The sequence below is a fragment of the Alicyclobacillus vulcanalis genome, assembly GCF_900156755.1.
In the GTDB taxonomy this organism is placed as follows: domain Bacteria; phylum Bacillota; class Bacilli; order Alicyclobacillales; family Alicyclobacillaceae; genus Alicyclobacillus; species Alicyclobacillus vulcanalis.
Genome location: NZ_FTOO01000006.1, coordinates 177125 through 194389, shown reverse-complemented (window position 1 = coordinate 194389; position 17265 = coordinate 177125). Strand labels below are relative to the sequence as shown.

Genomic DNA, 17265 nt, shown 5'->3' with positions numbered 1-17265 from the left:
TCCAGCGCCGAGAATACTGGGAGGGCAGCCTCCTGGGAAGGTAGGTCGTTGCCAGGCGAAGGAGAGAAGGTCAGGCGGTGATGCCTGGCCTTTTTGCTTTGGCGCGGCAGGCATCCCTCCCGCCCCGTCTCACAGGTCCTAGCTCGAGAAGTGAGGTGCATGCATGAATCTCTCCGTCAGGCTGATTTACGATTTTCCCTTGACGGACGGCGAGCCTCCCACGCGTCTCGTGTTTGCACGTCCACGCCAGGTTTGGTGCGCCACGCGTGCAGAGGAGGTTGTCGGCGCGATGGAACATGCATCCGCACGTGCCAAGGCGGGCGCTTGGGTGTGCGGATTTGTGTCCTACGAAGCAGCACCCGCGTTTCAGCCTTATTATCGCGTTCCCCCAAGGTTTGCGGACTTTCCCCTCGCTTGGTTCGCGGAGTTCACCGCCCCAGCGCAGACGTCGCCGAGCGACGCTGGTTCATCGGGTCACGCCATCGACCGAACGTCAGACGTATGGCCGGGAAGCGAGGAGCGCGATCGAGCTCGCATGTGGTGGTGCGGCCTTGCTCAACCGCACCGAGTGGTGGTGGAGGGAATTCGGCAATCCATCGCGCGCGGGGATGTGTATCAAGTGAACGCCACCGGCCGATTGGTGTTCACAGGCAATGACCACCCGGGACAAATGTATGAACGTCTTTGCCGCGCGCAAGCGGCGCGCTACAGCGCGTGGCTTCACATCGGTGCGTGGGACATTCTGTCCGTCTCGCCGGAATTATTTTACGCGCGCAACGGCATGCGGATCGTCACCCGCCCGATGAAGGGGACCTCACCTCGCGCTCCCGAAGAAACCGAGGATCGAGCGCAACGCGCTTACCTCGAACAGTCGGAGAAGGAGCTGGCTGAAAATCTTATGATCGTCGATCTCCTTCGGAACGACCTTGGGCAAATCGCGGAGCCCGGAAGCGTGCGCGTCGACGAATTGTTCGCGATAGAAGCGTATCCCACGGTCTGGCAGATGACTTCCACGATTTCGGGTCACCTGCGCCCCGAGGCCAACGCAGTCGACATCTTTCGCGCGCTGTTTCCCTGCGGTTCCGTCACCGGCGCGCCGAAGGCGGCAGCGATGAAAGCCATCGCCGAATGCGAGCGCGTGCCTCGCGGGGTCTACTGCGGGGCCATTGGCTTGTGGACGCCCGATGATCGCGAGGTATGGAGCGTGGCCATCCGGACACTCGTGGGAAGGCGCGATCGCGCCACATGGGTGTACGGCGTCGGAAGCGGTGTGACGTGGGACTCCAGGCCGGCGCAGGAGGAGGCGGAGGTGAAGCTCAAGGCCGCCGTGATCGACCGCGCGGGTCTGGCAACGTTGGTCGAGCTTCTGGAAACGATGCGCCTCGAGGACGGCGTGTGGTTTCTGTACGACGAGCACCGCGCACGCGCCCTCACGTCTGCTCGAACGTTGCACATCCCGCTCGATCCGCACGTCTTCGACGACGCTCTGCGCAGGTGTCGAACCAAGCACCCCACAGGCACCTGGCGCGTCCGGGTTCGCGTTTCGCTGCGCGGTGAGGTCCATTGCGAGGCATCGCCCTGGCCGAACGACCCTTTCACCACGTCCGTGGTCGAGGCCGGTCACCGTGGGGAGCCGCGCATCATGGCGATCTCGTCAGAACCAGTGGATCGGCGCTCCCTGTGGCTGTATCATAAGACCACCGATCGCCGCTATTACGACCGCATGCGTCGGGCTTGTCCGGGGGCCTTTGACGTGCTCTTGTACAACGAGGACGGCGAGGTGACGGAAGGAACGTTCGGGAACATCGCCTACGAATGGGATGGCGTGTGGTATACCCCGCCGGTCGAGTGTGGACTTTTGCCCGGCACGCTGCGATCCCATCTTCTACGGCGGCAGGAGCTGCGCGAGCGCGTCCTGCACCTTTCCGAAGTGGGACAGGTGACGCGCTGGTGTTGGCTGAATGGACTCCGTGGGATCATCCCTGTGGTGGTCGCTACGTGGCCCACCACTCGTTCAGAAACGGCAGTTGGGGAAGGAAAGGAGACGCTCCATTGATTGAGATCACGATTGGTCCTTCGGATGACGGCAAGCCCGTTCACAAATGGCTTCGGCTCCTTTTGCCTGGCCTGCCTTTGTCCGGCGTGTACAAGAGCATCCGCATGGGGCGCGTCAAGGTGAATGGCAAGCGCGCGAAGCAGGACACCAGGCTTCATGAGGGCGATCTCGTCCGCCTGTATTTCACCCCGGAGGACTATGAGTCGCTGCGGGCGAGGCCCATCGCGAAGTACCAGGGCGTGTCGCGCGCGATTCAGATCCTGTACGAGGACGACGAGATCGTAGCCGTCAACAAGCCCGCGGGCGTACTCACCCATCCTGCCGAAGGAGAGTATAAGACGAGTCTCGCGGTGCAGGTCGAGGCGTACGTGTACGATCACGGCGGCGACGGAGCGTTCCGCGCCGCACCGGTGCATCGCTTGGATCGAAATACAAGCGGCGTGGTCATCTTCGCAAAGACGGCGCGTGCCGCCAAAGCATGGGCAGATGCCCTCCAGCGCGGAGAGGTCGAGAAGGAATACCTCGCGTTGGTCGAAGGGGAGTGGCAGGGCGAAGGCCGACTCGCGGTGGAAGTCGTGCGCGACGGTCCATTGACGCGGGTCGTTGAGCGCGGCGGGAAAGCGAGTGAGACCGCGTACGAAGTGGTGGCTTCGAGCCGCGGCACGTCCCTCGTGAGGCTGCGACTGCTGACCGGGAGGACGCATCAGATTCGCGTACACATGGCGCACCTGGGCCATCCGCTCGTCGCCGACCGCAAGTACGGCGCGCGACCGGTCCCCGGAGAACATTTCTACCTGCACGCACGGCGCGTCACGTGGGACGGGATCGACGTGACGGCTCCGCTGCCCGACAGGATGGTCGAGAAGTTGCGATCCCTCGGCTATCGACAGCTGGAACTTTAAACCTTGCCGTTGGTGCCGTACTCCATTTATGTTCCGCTTGCCGCGGCAAGTGCACGCAGCGGTTCCGGCACAGGTACGGGCCGCCCCGTTTCTGGCGAGACCGTGACGATCACGAATAAAGCCTCCCCCACAAGAACGCCGAAGGAGCCCGTGATGCGTTGCCGCATACGGAGGCTCGTTCGCCCCACGCGTTCAAGCCAAGTCGTGACGATCAGGCGGTCGTTTTGGTGAGCCGCCTGATGGTAGTCCACTTCAGCTCGCGCGACGACGGTGACGGCGCCGAGGTCCTTCAACGTCTGGTAGTCCAGGCCCTGACGCTCAAACCACTCTTCTCTTCCCCACTCGTAGTACTCCAAATACTTGGCGTTGTTGACGTGACCGTTGACGTCGATCTCTGTGCATCGAACGGTGATTTCCATTTGTGTAACGTTCATCTTGAAACGCCTCTTTCTCCTGGGCAGTTTCCGGCATACATTGGCCCCACATGGAGACGGTAAGACGTAGATGCTCTGGACGAAGGGGTGGTGTTGTTGCGCCGCACTCATTCTATCACGCGCCGTCCGTGCTTCACACGCCTGCTCAGATGGGCCGCCTGCGCTTGGGCAGCCTGTGTGGTGGTACCGCTCAAGGTGTCCGCGGCAGAGCGCCCGCATCCACAGGCCGCGCTTGTGCCGATGTACAAGGCGTACGGGGCTGAATACGATGTCGACTGGGCTGTGCTAGCCGCGATCGATCGATATGCCGAGCTCACGAAGAGCCGCGAAGCGCGCGAACGAGCGCCTTACTACGGCTATGCGATGGATGAACCTGCGTGGAGCGGGCCGGCAAATCCAGATCCAGGTGACGTGTTTGCGCCGACCATTGCCCTGTTTGGCGGATTGGGACAGGACGCTGACGGAGATCGCCTCGCATTGCCCTTTGATCCTGCGGATCGCATTAAATCGCTTGCGCGGTTTATCGATGAAGAAGCGGGAGAGGACGAGGAGCAGGCGGTCTGGACGCTGTTTCAGGATCCCGTGGCCGTTGAACGCGTGAGCGCGTTCGCTCGGCTCTTTCACACATTCGGAATTAACCCGCAGGGGCACGCCTTTCCCATTGATAAACGTTACAACTACACGATCAAACACACTTTTGGTGCAGGCCGGAGCTATGGGGGACGGCGTATGCATGAGGGCGTCGACATTTTCGCAAGTTACGGCACGCCGGTTCTGGCGTGTGCGTACGGATACGTCGAACTCATGGGCTGGAACCGCTTCGGGGGATGGAGGATCGGGATTCGCGATGCGAACAACACGTACTACTACTACGCGCATCTGTCCGCGTACGCCAAATCGCTTCGCGTAGGCGACTTGGTTCGGCCTGGGCAGGTGATCGGCTACGTCGGCTCGACGGGTTACGGCCCACCTGGAACGGCCGGCAAGTTCCCGCCGCACCTTCACTTCGGCATGTACAAAGATACGGGTCGACGCGAATGGGCTTTTAGCCCGTCGTCCTACTTGTTGCAATGGCAGCGTGAACCGCAGGTGGTGATTCGCACGCCGGTCCCGAGGACGAAGTCCGCTTCGTGAAAATCGAGTCGAGACCTGTCACGTGACGTCGACGATGTGCTATTGTATAGGACGGAGTCCATACGGCAGGCCAAGGAAACGGGTACCCATGAGAGGTCCGTACCCGTTTTCTTTTGTGCATGGAACGGCCCATGGCAAGGGGGGCGAACCTTGGAACCCAAACCGGCAAAATGGTCGCGAACGTACATGACGGATCTGGTGCTGCCGCCGGATACCAACCAATTCGGCACGATATTCGGCGGAAAAGTCATGGCCTACATTGACAAAATTGCAGCTATCAGCGCCATGCGCCACGCGCGCCAGCGGGTTGTCACCGCTTCAAGCGACAGCTTAGACTTCCTCGCGCCCATTCGCGTGGGACAAGCCATTCATCTGGAAGCTTTCGTGACGTATGCACACAAGACGTCGATGGAAGTGTTTGTGAAGGTTCTGGCGGAGAACTTACTCACGGGAGAAACCGTCCTTACGGCGAGATCGTATTTGACGTTTGTTGCCATCGATGAACACGGGCGACCTGTCGAGGTTCCACCTGTGTTACCCGAAACCGAAGAAGAAAAAATGCACTATGATTCGGCTCCACGGCGCAGAGAGCAGCGCTTGGCGCGCCGTCAGGCCGCGTCACAAGGTGAATTGCCCATGCCCTGACGAGGGCGGGGATCACGTTGACAGAGGTAGGAGTGGGCGAAATGCAAAACCGTTTTCTGGCGGCGGATAACTTCTACCGCGCGCGTCCCGCGCAATCCAGGTTGGTGGGACAGCGAATCGCCAAGGGATGTGTCACCCTCTTAGTCGCCTTTCCACTGGTGGACTACGCGCTGCGGCAATTTGTCCATCCTCTCGGATCGATATGGGATAAGGTTGTGCTCTTGATACTCGCGCTGGTCGCTTTCAATCGCGTGATGCGCGGACACCGGCCTCAGGCGTTTGCGTGGTCGAAGTATGCGGGTTGGTACATCACGTACCTCATTGCCTTGCTTTTTATGGGGCTCGGTAGTCCAGGCACCTCGTTTGATGGACTGCGGGCGGACGTGTACGACATGCTGTTCGGTTTGTTGCTGCCGTTTGTGGTCGAACCTGAGGACACGCCGTACTTTTTGTATATTGCCGCCGCACTGGCCATGCTCATCGGGTTGGACGGCGTGTTGCAGTACATCCTCGCGGTTCCGATTCCGCCTGGATGGGTCGATGTCGGGGAACACGTTCGCACGCGCGTATTTTCGGTGCTCAAATCGCCGAATGAGCTCGGCGCTTACATGGAGATGATGGCCCCCCTCATCATCGGGATGGGCCTCGCGGAAACGAATCGAATTCGCAAGTGGATTTTTCTTATCGGCGGCGTGATTTGCCTAGGTACGCTGCTCCTTACATACACGCGAGGTGCTTGGCTTGGCCTTGGCGTCGGGGTGATCCTGGTGGCACTTGCCTTCGAGCGCCGTTTGCTCGCGGTTGTCGTCGTGCTCGGCGTCATCGGGTTTTTTCTGCCTCCCATCCATCATCGCATCATGGATCTCTTTTCGCAGGTGTATTACATCAAATCTTCTCAGGGCGGACGGCTCGTCCGTTGGCAACAGGCGTTTGATCAGCTCGCGGGGAGCCCGCTGTTTGGCGCAGGACTCGGGCGTTACGGAGGTGCTGTCGCCTCCGACAAGGGCCTGTCCATCTACTCGGACAATTACTACGCCAAGGTGCTCGGTGAGTCCGGTTTGGTCGGTCTCGTGCTGTTTTTCGCTCTTCACATTCGAATTGTGGTGGAGTTGGTGCAGCGCGTGGTTCGCCGCGCGAGTGGATACAACCGGTCCATCGCGCTCGGCGGTCTCGTGGGCGTCCTTGCGCTCCTCGTTCATGACGTGGTGGAAAACGTCTTTGAGTATCCTCCAAACTGTCTGAACTACTTCCTCATGGTCGGGCTGCTGCTCTTGTGGAGCCGCACCTTTGATGGTCAGGAGGAGAATCATGGCTAAATCGTGGAAAACCGTTGGGCTGTGGATTTGGTACGCGTTCTGGGCCCTGTTTGCGAACGCCGTGTATGTATGGATTCTGCGTCCACTCGTGGACGATCTCGCCTTGTACGGCGTGTTGGCCGTCATGGCCATCGTTTTACTGTGGATGACGTCTTTGAAGCGTCCGATCCGCAGGCGCTGGCTCATCTACACGCTCTTCGCGCTGATGGTGGCCGAGGGCTACAGTTCACTGGCCTTTGCGAGCAAACTCAAGCAGGCCTTGGTCGCTGTTGCCATGCTCCTTCTCCTGTGGATTCTCGCCCTTATCATGGGCCGCGTGCGGCCTGTGGCGTCTCTCCTCGGTGGTGCATGTGTGGTCGCGGCCCAGGTCTTTCTGCCGCTCAACGACTGGGCTTTTCTCACGCACTTCCGCGTATTGCAGGATGCCCAGGTCAATCTGCGGGTGCAGAATTCTCCCGAGGCTCCGTTTGCGGTGATTCCCGTGACGGGTGGACAGGCCATCATCACGATCGACAGTCACGTTCCTACCAAGCAGGAATTGGAACAACGGGCAATGGCGGCGACGGACTCTCCCGACGCCCTTTACAACGCGTTGCAGACCGCCCAAGGCGAATACGAAATCGTCGAGCTCAAGTCCGTCGGAGGGCGCCTGAAAAAGGAGGTTCCCACCCCTCAGGATCTCGCTCGTGTGAACCCGCTCGATCTCGTCCGAGCCTTCTTCCCCTACGAGCTCGCGAACTGGTATGTGGACAACGGGCGCGTTTACGAGTACCTGACTCCCTTTCTGACCGACCAACAGGCGGTAGAAGCCGCATTGGACCCAGCCGCTTACCCGGCGAGCTTTCAGGCGATCGCGAATCAAGCCAGCGCCAAGGAAATCGCGAACTGGGACGACTGTCTCGCGGAACTTGGCGTGAAGCCTGATCGGGCAGGCGTGTACGTATCGGACGACCGACTGATGGGCCTTGGCTCAAACCACGGGGCGCACGTGACGATGCAGGCCGAGAGCGTGGTCGGCGAAGGGCACTTTACGAGTACGCAGGACGAACAAATCCTGCTCGTCGGGGACAATTCGCTGCACGTGTACGACGTCAATCTTGGAAAGATCGTGGCGAGCTACGAGGGCTCTGCGGACAACCCCGTGCCAAACGACATTCGCATCGGCCCTCTTGTGCGAGGTGGTCGCGACGCGGTGTTCGTCAATGCCAGCCCTGCGTATATCTTGACGGTCGATCCGCAGGGCACGTGGAGGCGCGTGTACACCGCACCCAGCCAATCCTTCCGATTTGAAGCGGTTCTTACCGGTGTTCAACCGTATCCTGAGATTTTGACGAATGACCCTTCGTACATCCGGAACTCGCCGGTGCGGTATTTCTCGGCGTATCGATTTGTTCCGAGTTCCAACGGCACGGGCCAGTTGGTTCGCGTCTGGCGCGTGTTCCGCACGAACGTGGTCAATGTGACGCCTCTGCACCTGGCGGGTGTGCCCAACGAGGTGCTTGCGCTGGATATCTACGGAACAGGGGACTATCTCGTGATTTCGCCGTCCCACGCGCCCGTTTTGCCGGCAGCGTGCATTGTGCTGGCGGCCATCATCGTCGGCGGGTGGCTGTACCGTCCTCGTCGGGAAGGAGAGGAGGATTTGCGATGAAGTCGGGCCGGTTAGGACTCGCTCTGCTTGTCGCCTCTGTAGGACTCCTCGCGACGGGATGCACCCCCGGCGTTCAACCCGTATCCATCGCATCGGGGACCGCAACGCAGGTGATCAACGCGCACGCGCAGTGGGCACCGCTGGTTCAGGCCTTGGAGAAAAGCGAGTCGGCTTCGATGTATAAACTTCAGACCGCCGTCAATATTCAAAACGGCAACTTGCACACGAGCTTCACGGTATACGGAACGATACAGCAGCCAGACTTGGCCAGTATTCAGGTGCACGAGAACAATTTCAATATCGCGTTCTATCAACAGGGGCAGGTCGCCTATCAGCAAGACGGGACGATTTGGTCGCCTGCCGATCCCGTGACAAATCTCAACGCGTATCAAAATTACCGCGATATCATCGACTACGCGATCGCACATCGTTTGCCGATTGTGCAGATGAATCGCACCTATGTGGTCGATGAGTATTGCAACGTCTATCGGGTGGTCGTGCCGAACGGGATCGCCCCGCTCCCCGCGTTCTTGGGTGAAGCGCCGGGGGCCTCCCGGGCGGAACTGTCCACTCACGCGAGCGAAGTCGCCTATGAGTTTTATGTAGGCGAGACGTCTGGATATATCCGTCAGGTTCAGACGCAGTCCGTCGGCGTGGTGGATTCTGTCGGATCGCTGATTGTGCAGACATCGACCATTTTTCAAGACATCAATAATGCGCAGTTGGCCAAGGTGCAAATTCCGACCTCGCTGGTTCAGCAACTGGAGCAGGGCGTCCAATAATTGCGTCATTTTTTGCATCATGGTATACTCTCCGCGTGACCTATCGCTGAGTTCCGTATTGGAAGCGGAGGACCCAAGATGTTGGGGTGAATCGCAGCCTACAGCTGCGTAGGGGCTCCTACACCCGAACCCGTCAGCTAACTCCGTAAGCGTTGTAGGAAGGTCAGGCATTCCATATCGGAACTTGGCTGAGAGGCAAACTTTCAGTCAAGGAGCTGATCGAAATGGTCATGAAGCCGGAGCTCACGAAATATGCGCGCGACTTGGAAATTCAACAGGCGCTGAAGCGCATGGACCGCGAAGGGGAGAGAGGTCCGTCCAAGGACGTGCGCAAGTGGACCGACCGCGTGCAGCTTTAAGCAAGATCTATCGGGCGTCGCAGGACGCCCGATTCGCGTACATAGGGCTCGCGCTGCGTGGCGATGTGAACATACGAACGAAAAAGCCTGGCGTTTGCCATCGGTGGCTGCTATAATGATGCGGGTAATCACAGTGGTCCTCTGTCCAACGCGACACGAACACTGGTTGGGAAGGGAGGTCTAGCCATGAACTTGCTACGTTCAGTGGTGGAAGACCAACTCCGCAAGGACATTCCGGATTTCCGCCCTGGAGATACGGTGAGAGTTCACGTCAAAGTTCGCGAAGGCGGGCGTGAGCGCATCCAGGTCTTCGAAGGCGTGGTCATTCGTCGTCGCGGAGGCGGCATCAGCGAAACCTATACGGTGCGTAAGGTTTCGTACGGTGTCGGCGTCGAGCGCACGTTTCCGGTGCATTCGCCGAAGGTGGATAAGATTGAAGTCGTCCGCCGAGGCAAGGTCCGTCGCGCGAAACTGCACTATCTGCGTGGGCTGTCGGGGAAGGCGGCTCGCATTGCGGAAGCTCGCCGATAAGACCCCAGGGGGCGCAGGGAGACCTGCGCCTTTTTTCTTGCTCTTCGCATTGGGAGATGATGGTCTCGTGCCTATACAATGGTATCCTGGTCACATGGCCAAGGCCAAACGGCTGATGGCGGACGAACTGCGGAGTGTCGATGTCGTCGTGGAACTTGCGGACGCGCGCCTGCCGGTTTCGAGCCGAAGTCCTGTGCTCGATGAGCTAGCGGGAAGGAAGCCGCGCCTGTTGGTTCTCACGCATGTGGATCTGGCGGATGCCCAACGAACCGACCAGTGGATGGACTGGTTCCGGCAGACGGGCGTGATCGCCATTCCCGTCAATGCCCGGACGGGTCAGGGGCTGCGCGAGTTCAGGCGCGCGCTTGACGAAGTGGCGGAGGCCAAGGCGAAGCGCGCTCGAGCGCGTGGTGTCCTCAACGTCACGACGCGTGGGATGATTTGTGGGATTCCGAACGTGGGCAAGTCTTCCTTTGTCAATCAGCTCGCGGGCCGCGCTGTGGCGAAGACCGGTGACCGGCCGGGCGTGACGCGGGCTTTACAGTGGATTCGCGTGGGGCGCTCTGAACTTCTGGATACGCCTGGGGTTCTCGCACCCAAACTCGCCACGGAGGAACAAGGGTTGAAGCTGGCTGCGAGCGGCGCTGTGAAGGACGAAGTGTTCGAGGCGCCTGAAGTCTGCGCCTATGTGCTGTGCTACTTGAGCCAGCGTTATCCGCACGCATTGGCGGAACGATACGGTATTGTGGTGCAAACGCCCGTTGAGTGGACCGAACTGTCGAGCGTATGGCCGCAGGTGGAACCCTGGTTTGACCACATTGGACGGACTCGCGGAGCACTTGGGGCCGGAGGTCGGGTGGACGAGGAACGCGTGGCCAAACTCGTGCTTCGTGACCTCCAGGAGGGCAGGCTAGGTCCCGTTTCGCTTGAGTGGCCCGAGGATGTCGCGCGCCTCCATGAATAGAAAGAATAGAAAATCTCCAGTTCACCGTGGCGGTGCGCGGAAAACAACTGTACACTAGCGCCAAGGAGGCATGGAATGGACGAGTGGTTACGACGTTACCGGTTGGACCTAGCCCTTTCGGGTGGTCAGTGCGTCGCCGGCGTGGACGAGGTCGGTCGCGGGTGTATCGCGGGACCTGTCGTCGCGGCAAGTGTTGTCCTTCCCCTTCACCGCGACACATATCGCGAGCTGCAGGACGTCTCAGATTCAAAACAATTGAAACCCGAGGTGCGCGAGCGCCTGCTTGAGCGCATTCGGGCGCATGCAGTCGGGATCGGCATCGGTATGGCCAGCCCAGATGAAATCGATAGGCTGAACATTTTAGCGGCCACGCATCTCGCAATGCAGCGCGCTCTGGATGCGCTGAGCGTACCTGTTTCCCTCGCACTTATCGATGGAAACCGCGGGTTTCGGCACCAGGTGCCCGTGCTCCCTGTGGTGGATGGAGACGCGCGCTCCCTACCCATTGCGGCAGCGTCCGTGGTCGCGAAGGTCTTCCGAGACCGACTCATGGCAAAGTTGGACGAGGTCTTTCCCGGATATGCTTTTGCCGACCATGCCGGCTACGGGACACGGGCCCATCTCGAGGCTTTGCGCCGTCTAGGGCCGTCTGTGGTGCATCGTCTTTCGTTTGCGCCCGTGCGCTCTTGTATGGAAGAAAAAGGGGTTGTCCGCTATGGATCCTAGCGTTCATCCTGTTTCTCCTTCTCATCTCGCCCCGACCGCGCGCGGTGTGGAGCGCACGCCGCCGATCGGCACGGAAAGGGCGGAGCACGGCGCTACTCGTCCGACGTCTCAAGGCACGTCAGCAACGCTCGAACGCGAAGCAGCGCTCGGCAGTTCGCTCGATGCGTTGGAAGAGATCCCTTACGAGATCCTGCGGGACGATGCGCTGTGGGCGAGCGAGCGAGCGTGGCGAACTGCATTGCAGGGTCTCCTTTTCGAGATGGAAGGTCAGACGTCGGGGGCCACCTTTTCACCCCGCGAAATGCCTTCTGTGCCCCATGGATCGCGGAACGTGGCTGACCAGCCCGGACAGAACGGCTCAGTCGCGAATGACCCTGCGTCGAGCGAGGTTCAGGACGCCGGACTACGGGCACAGGTATCCGGTGTGCACACGCCTCCATGGCGTCCTGTGTCGAATTTGTCGGACGGGATCGGCCAGCAAGACGCGGTGGAGGGCGAGGGCGCTTCGGCGCTTCTCGTGTCGACGGTTCGTCACCTGTGGGCCGCGATGCGCGAACTCGTTCAACAGGGGGAAGCCCAATCCACGGTTCGGCTGCGCGAGGCCCCGACCTCGCCCATCATTCCCTTTGCGTCCATGGGCCACGCCTGGACCCAACACGGGCTCAGTTCCGCGGATCAAGCGCGCCTTGCGCACTGGATTCTGCTCGATCGCCTTCTGGCGTCCGTCGCACCGCATCCATTCGATCGGCGAGGGGGAGGCGTGTTTGTGCCGAACGGCGAGCAGCAAACCGGACATCCGATCGCCATCCGTTGGCGCGCCGAGCGGCGCACACGCCTGGGTCCGCGAGGGAAGTTGGTGCACCGCCTGCGCTTGGATCTCCAATTGGAGGGGCGCCCGTTGACGTGCGTGCTGACGGCGCAGCGGCCGGCCCTTCACGTTCACATCACCTGCCCCCCAGGCGCGCCGTATGTCGGCTACTTAGAAAAAGCCCCGGAGCGGATTGCGGCCCCCTTGCAGGCCTGTGGTTGGGAACTCACGTCGTGGACCGTGGCCCATGAAGAGGAGGATCCGAATGCAGCGCCCTAGGCGAGCCGTGGCACTGCGCTACGATGCTCAAAAGGATCAGGCGCCTCGCGTCGTAGCGAAAGGGGCAGAACACGTCGCTCAAGCCATCGTGCGTGTGGCCGAGGAGCAAGGTGTTCCCATTCTTGAACAAAAAGAACTGGTCGAAGCGCTCTACGCGCTCGAGGTGGACCAAGTGATCCCGGCGGAGCTCTACCAAGCTGTCGCCGAAATTCTGGCCTACATCTACCGATATCGGAGGGCGTGAACGCGGCGTGACAGCGACGCGTAAAGAGCTCGGCAGCCTCGGAGAGTCGTTTGTGTCAACCTATCTGGAACGCTGCCTGGGTTGGCGGGTGATTGAGCGAAACTGGCGAGTTCGCTACGGTGAATTGGATCTCTTGGCGGAGAACGCGTGCGAGCTCGTGGCCGTGGAGGTCAAGACCCGCTCCTTCCCGGTCCCAGGCGATCCGATCGAGGCGCTGCGCCCGGTCCAAATCGGTAGATTAGTCGCTGCGCTCACGGCATACGCGGCTGATACTGCTCGATGGCCCGTCGTGGCGCTCGACGTCGTCGCCGTCACGTGGCGAGATGGTTTGGTGGTTGGTTTTCGACATGAACGCGTCTATCCTGTGTGAGTCCGACAAGGGCAGCGGTTCAAAGACGTATCCGTCGCGCTTGAAGTCGCGAATGATTTTGGGCATGGCCTCAATGGTGTAACGGCTCGAACTGATGCCGTCGTGGAAGAGAACGATGGACCCTGGGTGCACGTGCTCTTCGACCTGGTGCACAATCGCGTTCGCGGACTTGGCTTTCCAATCCATGGAGTCGACGGTCCACAGGGCAATGCGATGGCCGAGCCTATGTACACACTCAATCTCGCTGGGGTCGATCGCGCCATAAGGGGGCCTGTAGTACAAGGGCTTTGTGCCGCAAGCGCGTTCTACAATTGTGTCGGTCTTACGAATATCGAGAACGACCTCTTCAAGCGCCCGCTTTTTCGGGTTAAAATGCGCGAAACCGTGATTGCCGATCTCATGGCCTTCTTGCTGAATTCGCCGCACAAGGGCTGGGAACTCTTCGCAGCGATACCCAACGACGAAGAACGTCGCGTGGATGTGTTGACTGTGAAGGATATCCAACAACTTCGGCGTGTAGCGCTGACTCGGTCCGTCATCAAACGTGAGATAGACCACTTTCGGCGGTGAATGCACCGGCGTAGCCCGAGCCGTAGGTGTGCCGCTCAGGGTGACGGCGGCTAAGGTGACCAGGCCGACGAGCGTGGACCCCAGAAAGCGCGACAAGGTCGTCCCCCCTTCCCCATGAACCTCTTCTCGTCAGTGACTATAACTTGCGTCAAATATCGCCGCCTATGCTCTTCTTCTGTGGAACTGCCAGGGCATGACGTGTCGGCGACATGCTGCCCGGCCTTCGCCATATCATGGCCTCTTCCACATGGGGCACGAGAATATCTTCCTGTCCATCGAGGGCAGCCAGGGTACGGGCGAGCGCCGTCAACTTTTCTCGATCGCGCTCGGATGCGCGCAGTTGATGACAGGCCAAGCGGAGCGCCCGGTCGGCCGCTTCCGAAAGCCGAGGTCCCGTTGGCCGATGCGTGAGGATGGCCCGCGCTTCCCGCACGCGAGCTGCACAGGCGTTGAGGTCGTCCTGCTTTTCATCGCGCCCCGCGGCGCGGTTCACGTGATGGATAATATCGATGCGGTCCAAAATGGGTCCGGGGCAGCGCGACCAGTACCTGCGGACGTCGACGTCGAGGCATGCGCAATCGCCATAACCGTGATAACCGCACGGACACGGGTTGGCCGTGGCGACGAGTTGGAAGTCTGCAGGCAGTTCCGTGGGTTTGCCGAGCACGGAGCACTCGATAAAGCCTCGGTCCATCGGTTCGCGCAACGTGTTGAGAGCGGTGTGCGTGAACTCCAGCATTTCGTCGAGGAGTAAAACGCCGTGATGCGACAAAGTGAACTCGCCCGGAGTTCCCCACCGCCCCCCACCCAAGAGTCCTTTGGGTGAAATCGTGTGATGGGGCTTGCGCACGGGCGGACGCAGGCTGAAGATGTAGTCGGGATCGACAATCTCTTGCCAGGCGGCCACTTCGAGGGCATGATCTTCTGGGAGATCAGGAAGAAGGTGTACAAGTGCGTCGGCCAGCGTCGTCTTTCCCACACCTGGCGGACCCACCAACATCATGGCGTGTCTTCCCGCTGCGCAGATGGAGAGAAGGCGCAATTCGGCGCGTCCTCCGATGTGGAAAGGGACGTGCAGGTTGCGCTCGAATCGATTGCGAATTTCGGTTTTGTCAAGTGCAGGTTCCCTTGGATCACGCAGTTGCTCCACGACGTCCGCAAGATCTCGCGCCCGAAGGACGTGAAATCGACGATGAAATGGCCACGGGAGGCGCTGATCTTGGCTGATGCACAGATGGTTCAGCCCTTCGTTGTACATGTGCAGCCCAATGGCGCTCAGACCGGACTGGGGCACAAGTGAGCCGTCGAGCGCGAGCTCCGCGACAAATACCGTGGCATCTCCGGGAATCGGCTGAGGGGACGATGCGCGCAGAATGGCCACGGCAATGGCGAGATCCAGCCAAGATCCTTGCTTGCGAATGCTCGCAGGCTGAAGATTGACGGTGATCCGGCCCTTCGGGAAGGGCAAGCCGGAGTGATGAAAGGCGTTGCGCACGCGAGCTTTGGCCTCGCTGACAGACGAATCGGGAAGGCCGACAATGGTGAATCGAGGAAAGCCGGGACCGACATCGGCTTGCACGCGCACAATTTGCACGTCCGCGCCCTGACGGATGGCGCCGTATGCGTAACCCAACACGCCCACTCGCCTCGCTTTCGGAACTTTTCACAAGCTACGTATAGCAATTTCTCGGTGCATGAGCCATAATGTAGGGAAGAATCTCGTTCGCATCGTCCACTTGAGGCGATGATCAGGAGGGAGCCGTCATGGAGAACCCGAGAAAGCGCATGGTGAAACGGGATGCCGAAGGGCGGCGCGGGCAAGTCATTGACCTTCGCGCGTATCAGAAACGGCGAAATCGCCGACTGAATCGAGGGTTCCGGACCACGGGCGGCGATTATATCATTTTGCGAGCGGGTGCAGTGTTGCTGGCGGCGGTATCCTTCGTTTTGGCAGTGGTGGGATTGACGCCAATCTCGTGGAGAGACAACGCCTTGGTGGTGAGTATGTTTGCGGACACGCTCGCCTTGGCTATCGGTGTCGTCCTCCACGTGTTGCGGGATCGGGTCGCGATGCGTTTGTTGGGCGCGCTTGTCGGCGTATTCGCGTTCTCGTATCTCTGCAGTCTGTTGCATAGTACGCTTTAGATAAGATGTCAACAATTTGTCAAGGTTTTTTGAATGCGTTTTCATCGTCACAACCGGTCAAGACGTTGTCAAACGTGCCGCGAAGTTCTATTCTGATAGGTGGCACAAGGTCGGCAGACGGCATGACGACGTTTGTCCGGTTTTTTTGTGCGCCGTATCCGTTGGGGGACAAAGGAGGACGGACATCGTGAATATCCACGAGTATCAGGCGAAAGCCATCCTGGCTGAATTCGGCGTCAAGGTCCCGCGCGGCAAGGTGGCTTTCACGGTTGAAGAGGCTGTGGAAGCGGCGAAAGAGTTAGGGGGAAAAGCGGTTGTCAAGGCGCAGATTCACGCTGGTGGTCGCGGCAAGGCTGGCGGCGTGAAGGTCTCGAAGTCTCTTGAGGAGGTCGAGGCGAATGCTCGCGAGCTCCTGGGCAAGACGCTCGTCACGCATCAGACGGGACCTCAGGGACGAGTCGTGCGCCGACTTTTGATTGAAGAGCTGACGAACATTCAAAAGGAGTACTACATAGGCCTCGTGCTCGACCGCGCGCAAGGGCGTTTGGTCATGATGGCCTCGCAAGAGGGCGGCGTGGAAATTGAGGAAGTGGCCGCTCAACATCCGGAAAAAATCTTTCGTGAGACGATTGATCCACTGACGGGCCTCACACCGTTCCAAGCCAACAACCTCGCTTACAAGTTGGAGCTGCCTCAGGACGCTGTAAGGAAGGCCGCACAATTCATGATGGCGCTTTACAACGCGTACGTCGCGAAGGACTGCTCGATTGCTGAGATCAATCCGCTCGTGTTGACGGCTGAGGGAGACATCATCGCGCTGGACGCGAAGCTGAACTTCGACGACAACGCCCTGTACCGTCACCCTGAAATCGTCAGCCTGCGCGACGAGGACGAAGAGGATCCCAAGGAGATCGAGGCGTCAAAGTACGGATTGAGCTATATCGCCCTGGACGGGAACATTGGGTGCATGGTCAATGGCGCTGGTCTCGCGATGGCCACCATGGACACCATCAAATATTATGGCGGCGAACCTGCGAACTTCTTGGACGTCGGCGGTGGTGCAAGCGAGGAGAAAGTCACGGCGGCGTTTAAGATCATTCTCTCGGATCCCAAAGTCAAGGGCATTCTTGTCAACATCTTTGGCGGCATTATGAAGTGCGATGTGATTGCCAACGGTGTCGTCGCGGCGGCGAAGCAGGTGGGCTTGGACAAGCCACTCGTGGTGCGCCTGGAAGGCACAAACGTTGAAGAAGGAAAGAAAATCCTGAACGAATCAGGGCTGCAGCTGGTAGCGGCTGATTCGCTCGCTGACGCGGCCCAGAAGATCGTGGCGCTGGTCTGAGGAGGGA

At 59.8% G+C, this 17265-nt stretch carries 18 protein-coding genes, 1 pseudogene and 1 riboswitch; of the genes and pseudogenes, 16 read left to right on the top strand and 3 right to left on the bottom strand.

Annotated elements, in window-relative coordinates:
• Positions 1-289 precede the first annotated feature (289 nt).
• Entirely contained in the window at positions 290-2056 is a 1767-nt protein-coding gene (pabB, locus tag BW934_RS08925; protein WP_234969694.1) for an aminodeoxychorismate synthase component I, read from the top strand.
• Positions 2053-2958 (top strand): RluA family pseudouridine synthase, encoded by a 906-nt coding sequence (locus BW934_RS08920; RefSeq protein ID WP_076347233.1) that lies wholly within the window; start codon positions 2053-2055, stop codon positions 2956-2958. Before pabB ends, BW934_RS08920 begins: the two co-directional genes overlap by 4 nt.
• Before the next feature lie 26 nt (positions 2959-2984).
• On the opposite strand, the gene BW934_RS08915 is transcribed toward BW934_RS08920, so the two are convergent.
• Positions 2985-3392, bottom strand: coding sequence for an acyl-CoA thioesterase (locus tag BW934_RS08915; RefSeq protein ID WP_076347231.1), 408 nt, complete (start codon positions 3390-3392; stop codon positions 2985-2987).
• A 96-nt stretch (positions 3393-3488) separates the two neighbouring features.
• Between BW934_RS08915 and BW934_RS08910 the strand changes: the two genes are divergently transcribed.
• From BW934_RS08910 to BW934_RS15475, 12 genes and pseudogenes are all read left to right on the top strand, one after another.
• The gene (locus BW934_RS08910) at positions 3489-4526 is read left to right on the top strand and encodes a M23 family metallopeptidase (RefSeq protein ID WP_084182549.1); all 1038 of its coding nucleotides are present in this window, start codon (positions 3489-3491) and stop codon (positions 4524-4526) included.
• Between the two features lie 150 nt (positions 4527-4676).
• Complete coding sequence (locus BW934_RS08905) at positions 4677-5171, top strand: acyl-CoA thioesterase (RefSeq protein ID WP_076347229.1); 495 nt, start codon at positions 4677-4679, stop codon at positions 5169-5171.
• Between the two features lie 41 nt (positions 5172-5212).
• Positions 5213-6487 (top strand): O-antigen ligase family protein, encoded by a 1275-nt coding sequence (locus BW934_RS08900; RefSeq protein ID WP_076347227.1) that lies wholly within the window; start codon positions 5213-5215, stop codon positions 6485-6487.
• Entirely contained in the window at positions 6480-8138 is a 1659-nt protein-coding gene (locus tag BW934_RS08895) for a hypothetical protein (RefSeq protein ID WP_076347225.1), read from the top strand. Before BW934_RS08900 ends, BW934_RS08895 begins: the two co-directional genes overlap by 8 nt.
• The gene (locus BW934_RS08890; protein ID WP_076347223.1) at positions 8135-8920 is read left to right on the top strand and encodes a hypothetical protein; all 786 of its coding nucleotides are present in this window, start codon (positions 8135-8137) and stop codon (positions 8918-8920) included. Before BW934_RS08895 ends, BW934_RS08890 begins: the two co-directional genes overlap by 4 nt.
• Positions 8921-8954: 34 nt before the next feature.
• Positions 8955-9087, top strand: a riboswitch (cyclic di-AMP (ydaO/yuaA leader).
• A 57-nt stretch (positions 9088-9144) separates the two neighbouring features.
• Complete coding sequence (locus tag BW934_RS15340) at positions 9145-9279, top strand: hypothetical protein (protein WP_268758036.1); 135 nt, start codon at positions 9145-9147, stop codon at positions 9277-9279.
• A gap of 186 nt (positions 9280-9465) precedes the next feature.
• On the top strand, positions 9466-9810 hold the full coding sequence (gene rplS, locus BW934_RS08885; protein WP_076347221.1) for a 50S ribosomal protein L19: 345 nt from the start codon (positions 9466-9468) through the stop codon (positions 9808-9810).
• A 67-nt stretch (positions 9811-9877) separates the two neighbouring features.
• Complete coding sequence (ylqF, locus tag BW934_RS08880) at positions 9878-10774, top strand: ribosome biogenesis GTPase YlqF (protein ID WP_076347265.1); 897 nt, start codon at positions 9878-9880, stop codon at positions 10772-10774.
• Positions 10775-10849: 75 nt separating this feature from the next.
• Positions 10850-11500: a ribonuclease HII gene (locus tag BW934_RS08875; RefSeq protein WP_076347219.1), complete on the top strand. Its 651-nt coding sequence runs from the start codon at positions 10850-10852 to the stop codon at positions 11498-11500.
• Positions 11490-12587 carry a hypothetical protein gene (locus tag BW934_RS08870; protein WP_076347217.1) on the top strand — a complete coding sequence of 366 codons (1098 nt, stop codon included), beginning with the start codon at positions 11490-11492 and terminating at the stop codon, positions 12585-12587. Before BW934_RS08875 ends, BW934_RS08870 begins: the two co-directional genes overlap by 11 nt.
• On the top strand, positions 12574-12831 hold the full coding sequence (locus tag BW934_RS08865; RefSeq protein ID WP_076347215.1) for an EscU/YscU/HrcU family type III secretion system export apparatus switch protein: 258 nt from the start codon (positions 12574-12576) through the stop codon (positions 12829-12831). Before BW934_RS08870 ends, BW934_RS08865 begins: the two co-directional genes overlap by 14 nt.
• A gap of 7 nt (positions 12832-12838) precedes the next feature.
• Positions 12839-13084, top strand: a pseudogene (locus BW934_RS15475) (YraN family protein); the annotation flags it as partial.
• Here BW934_RS15475 and BW934_RS08855 read toward each other — a convergent pair.
• Both BW934_RS08855 and BW934_RS08850 read right to left on the bottom strand, forming a co-directional pair.
• On the bottom strand, positions 13070-13867 hold the full coding sequence (locus tag BW934_RS08855; RefSeq protein ID WP_076347211.1) for a polysaccharide deacetylase family protein: 798 nt from the start codon (positions 13865-13867) through the stop codon (positions 13070-13072). The pseudogene BW934_RS15475 and the gene BW934_RS08855 overlap by 15 nt on opposite strands.
• Before the next feature lie 52 nt (positions 13868-13919).
• Positions 13920-15407 carry a YifB family Mg chelatase-like AAA ATPase gene (locus BW934_RS08850; RefSeq protein WP_076347209.1) on the bottom strand — a complete coding sequence of 496 codons (1488 nt, stop codon included), beginning with the start codon at positions 15405-15407 and terminating at the stop codon, positions 13920-13922.
• Between the two features lie 128 nt (positions 15408-15535).
• Between BW934_RS08850 and BW934_RS08845 the strand changes: the two genes are divergently transcribed.
• Complete coding sequence (locus BW934_RS08845; RefSeq protein ID WP_076347207.1) at positions 15536-15916, top strand: hypothetical protein; 381 nt, start codon at positions 15536-15538, stop codon at positions 15914-15916.
• A 187-nt stretch (positions 15917-16103) separates the two neighbouring features.
• Positions 16104-17258, top strand: a complete 1155-nt coding sequence (sucC, locus tag BW934_RS08840; protein WP_076347205.1) for an ADP-forming succinate--CoA ligase subunit beta — start codon at positions 16104-16106, stop codon at positions 17256-17258.
• Positions 17259-17265: the final 7 nt, after the last annotated feature.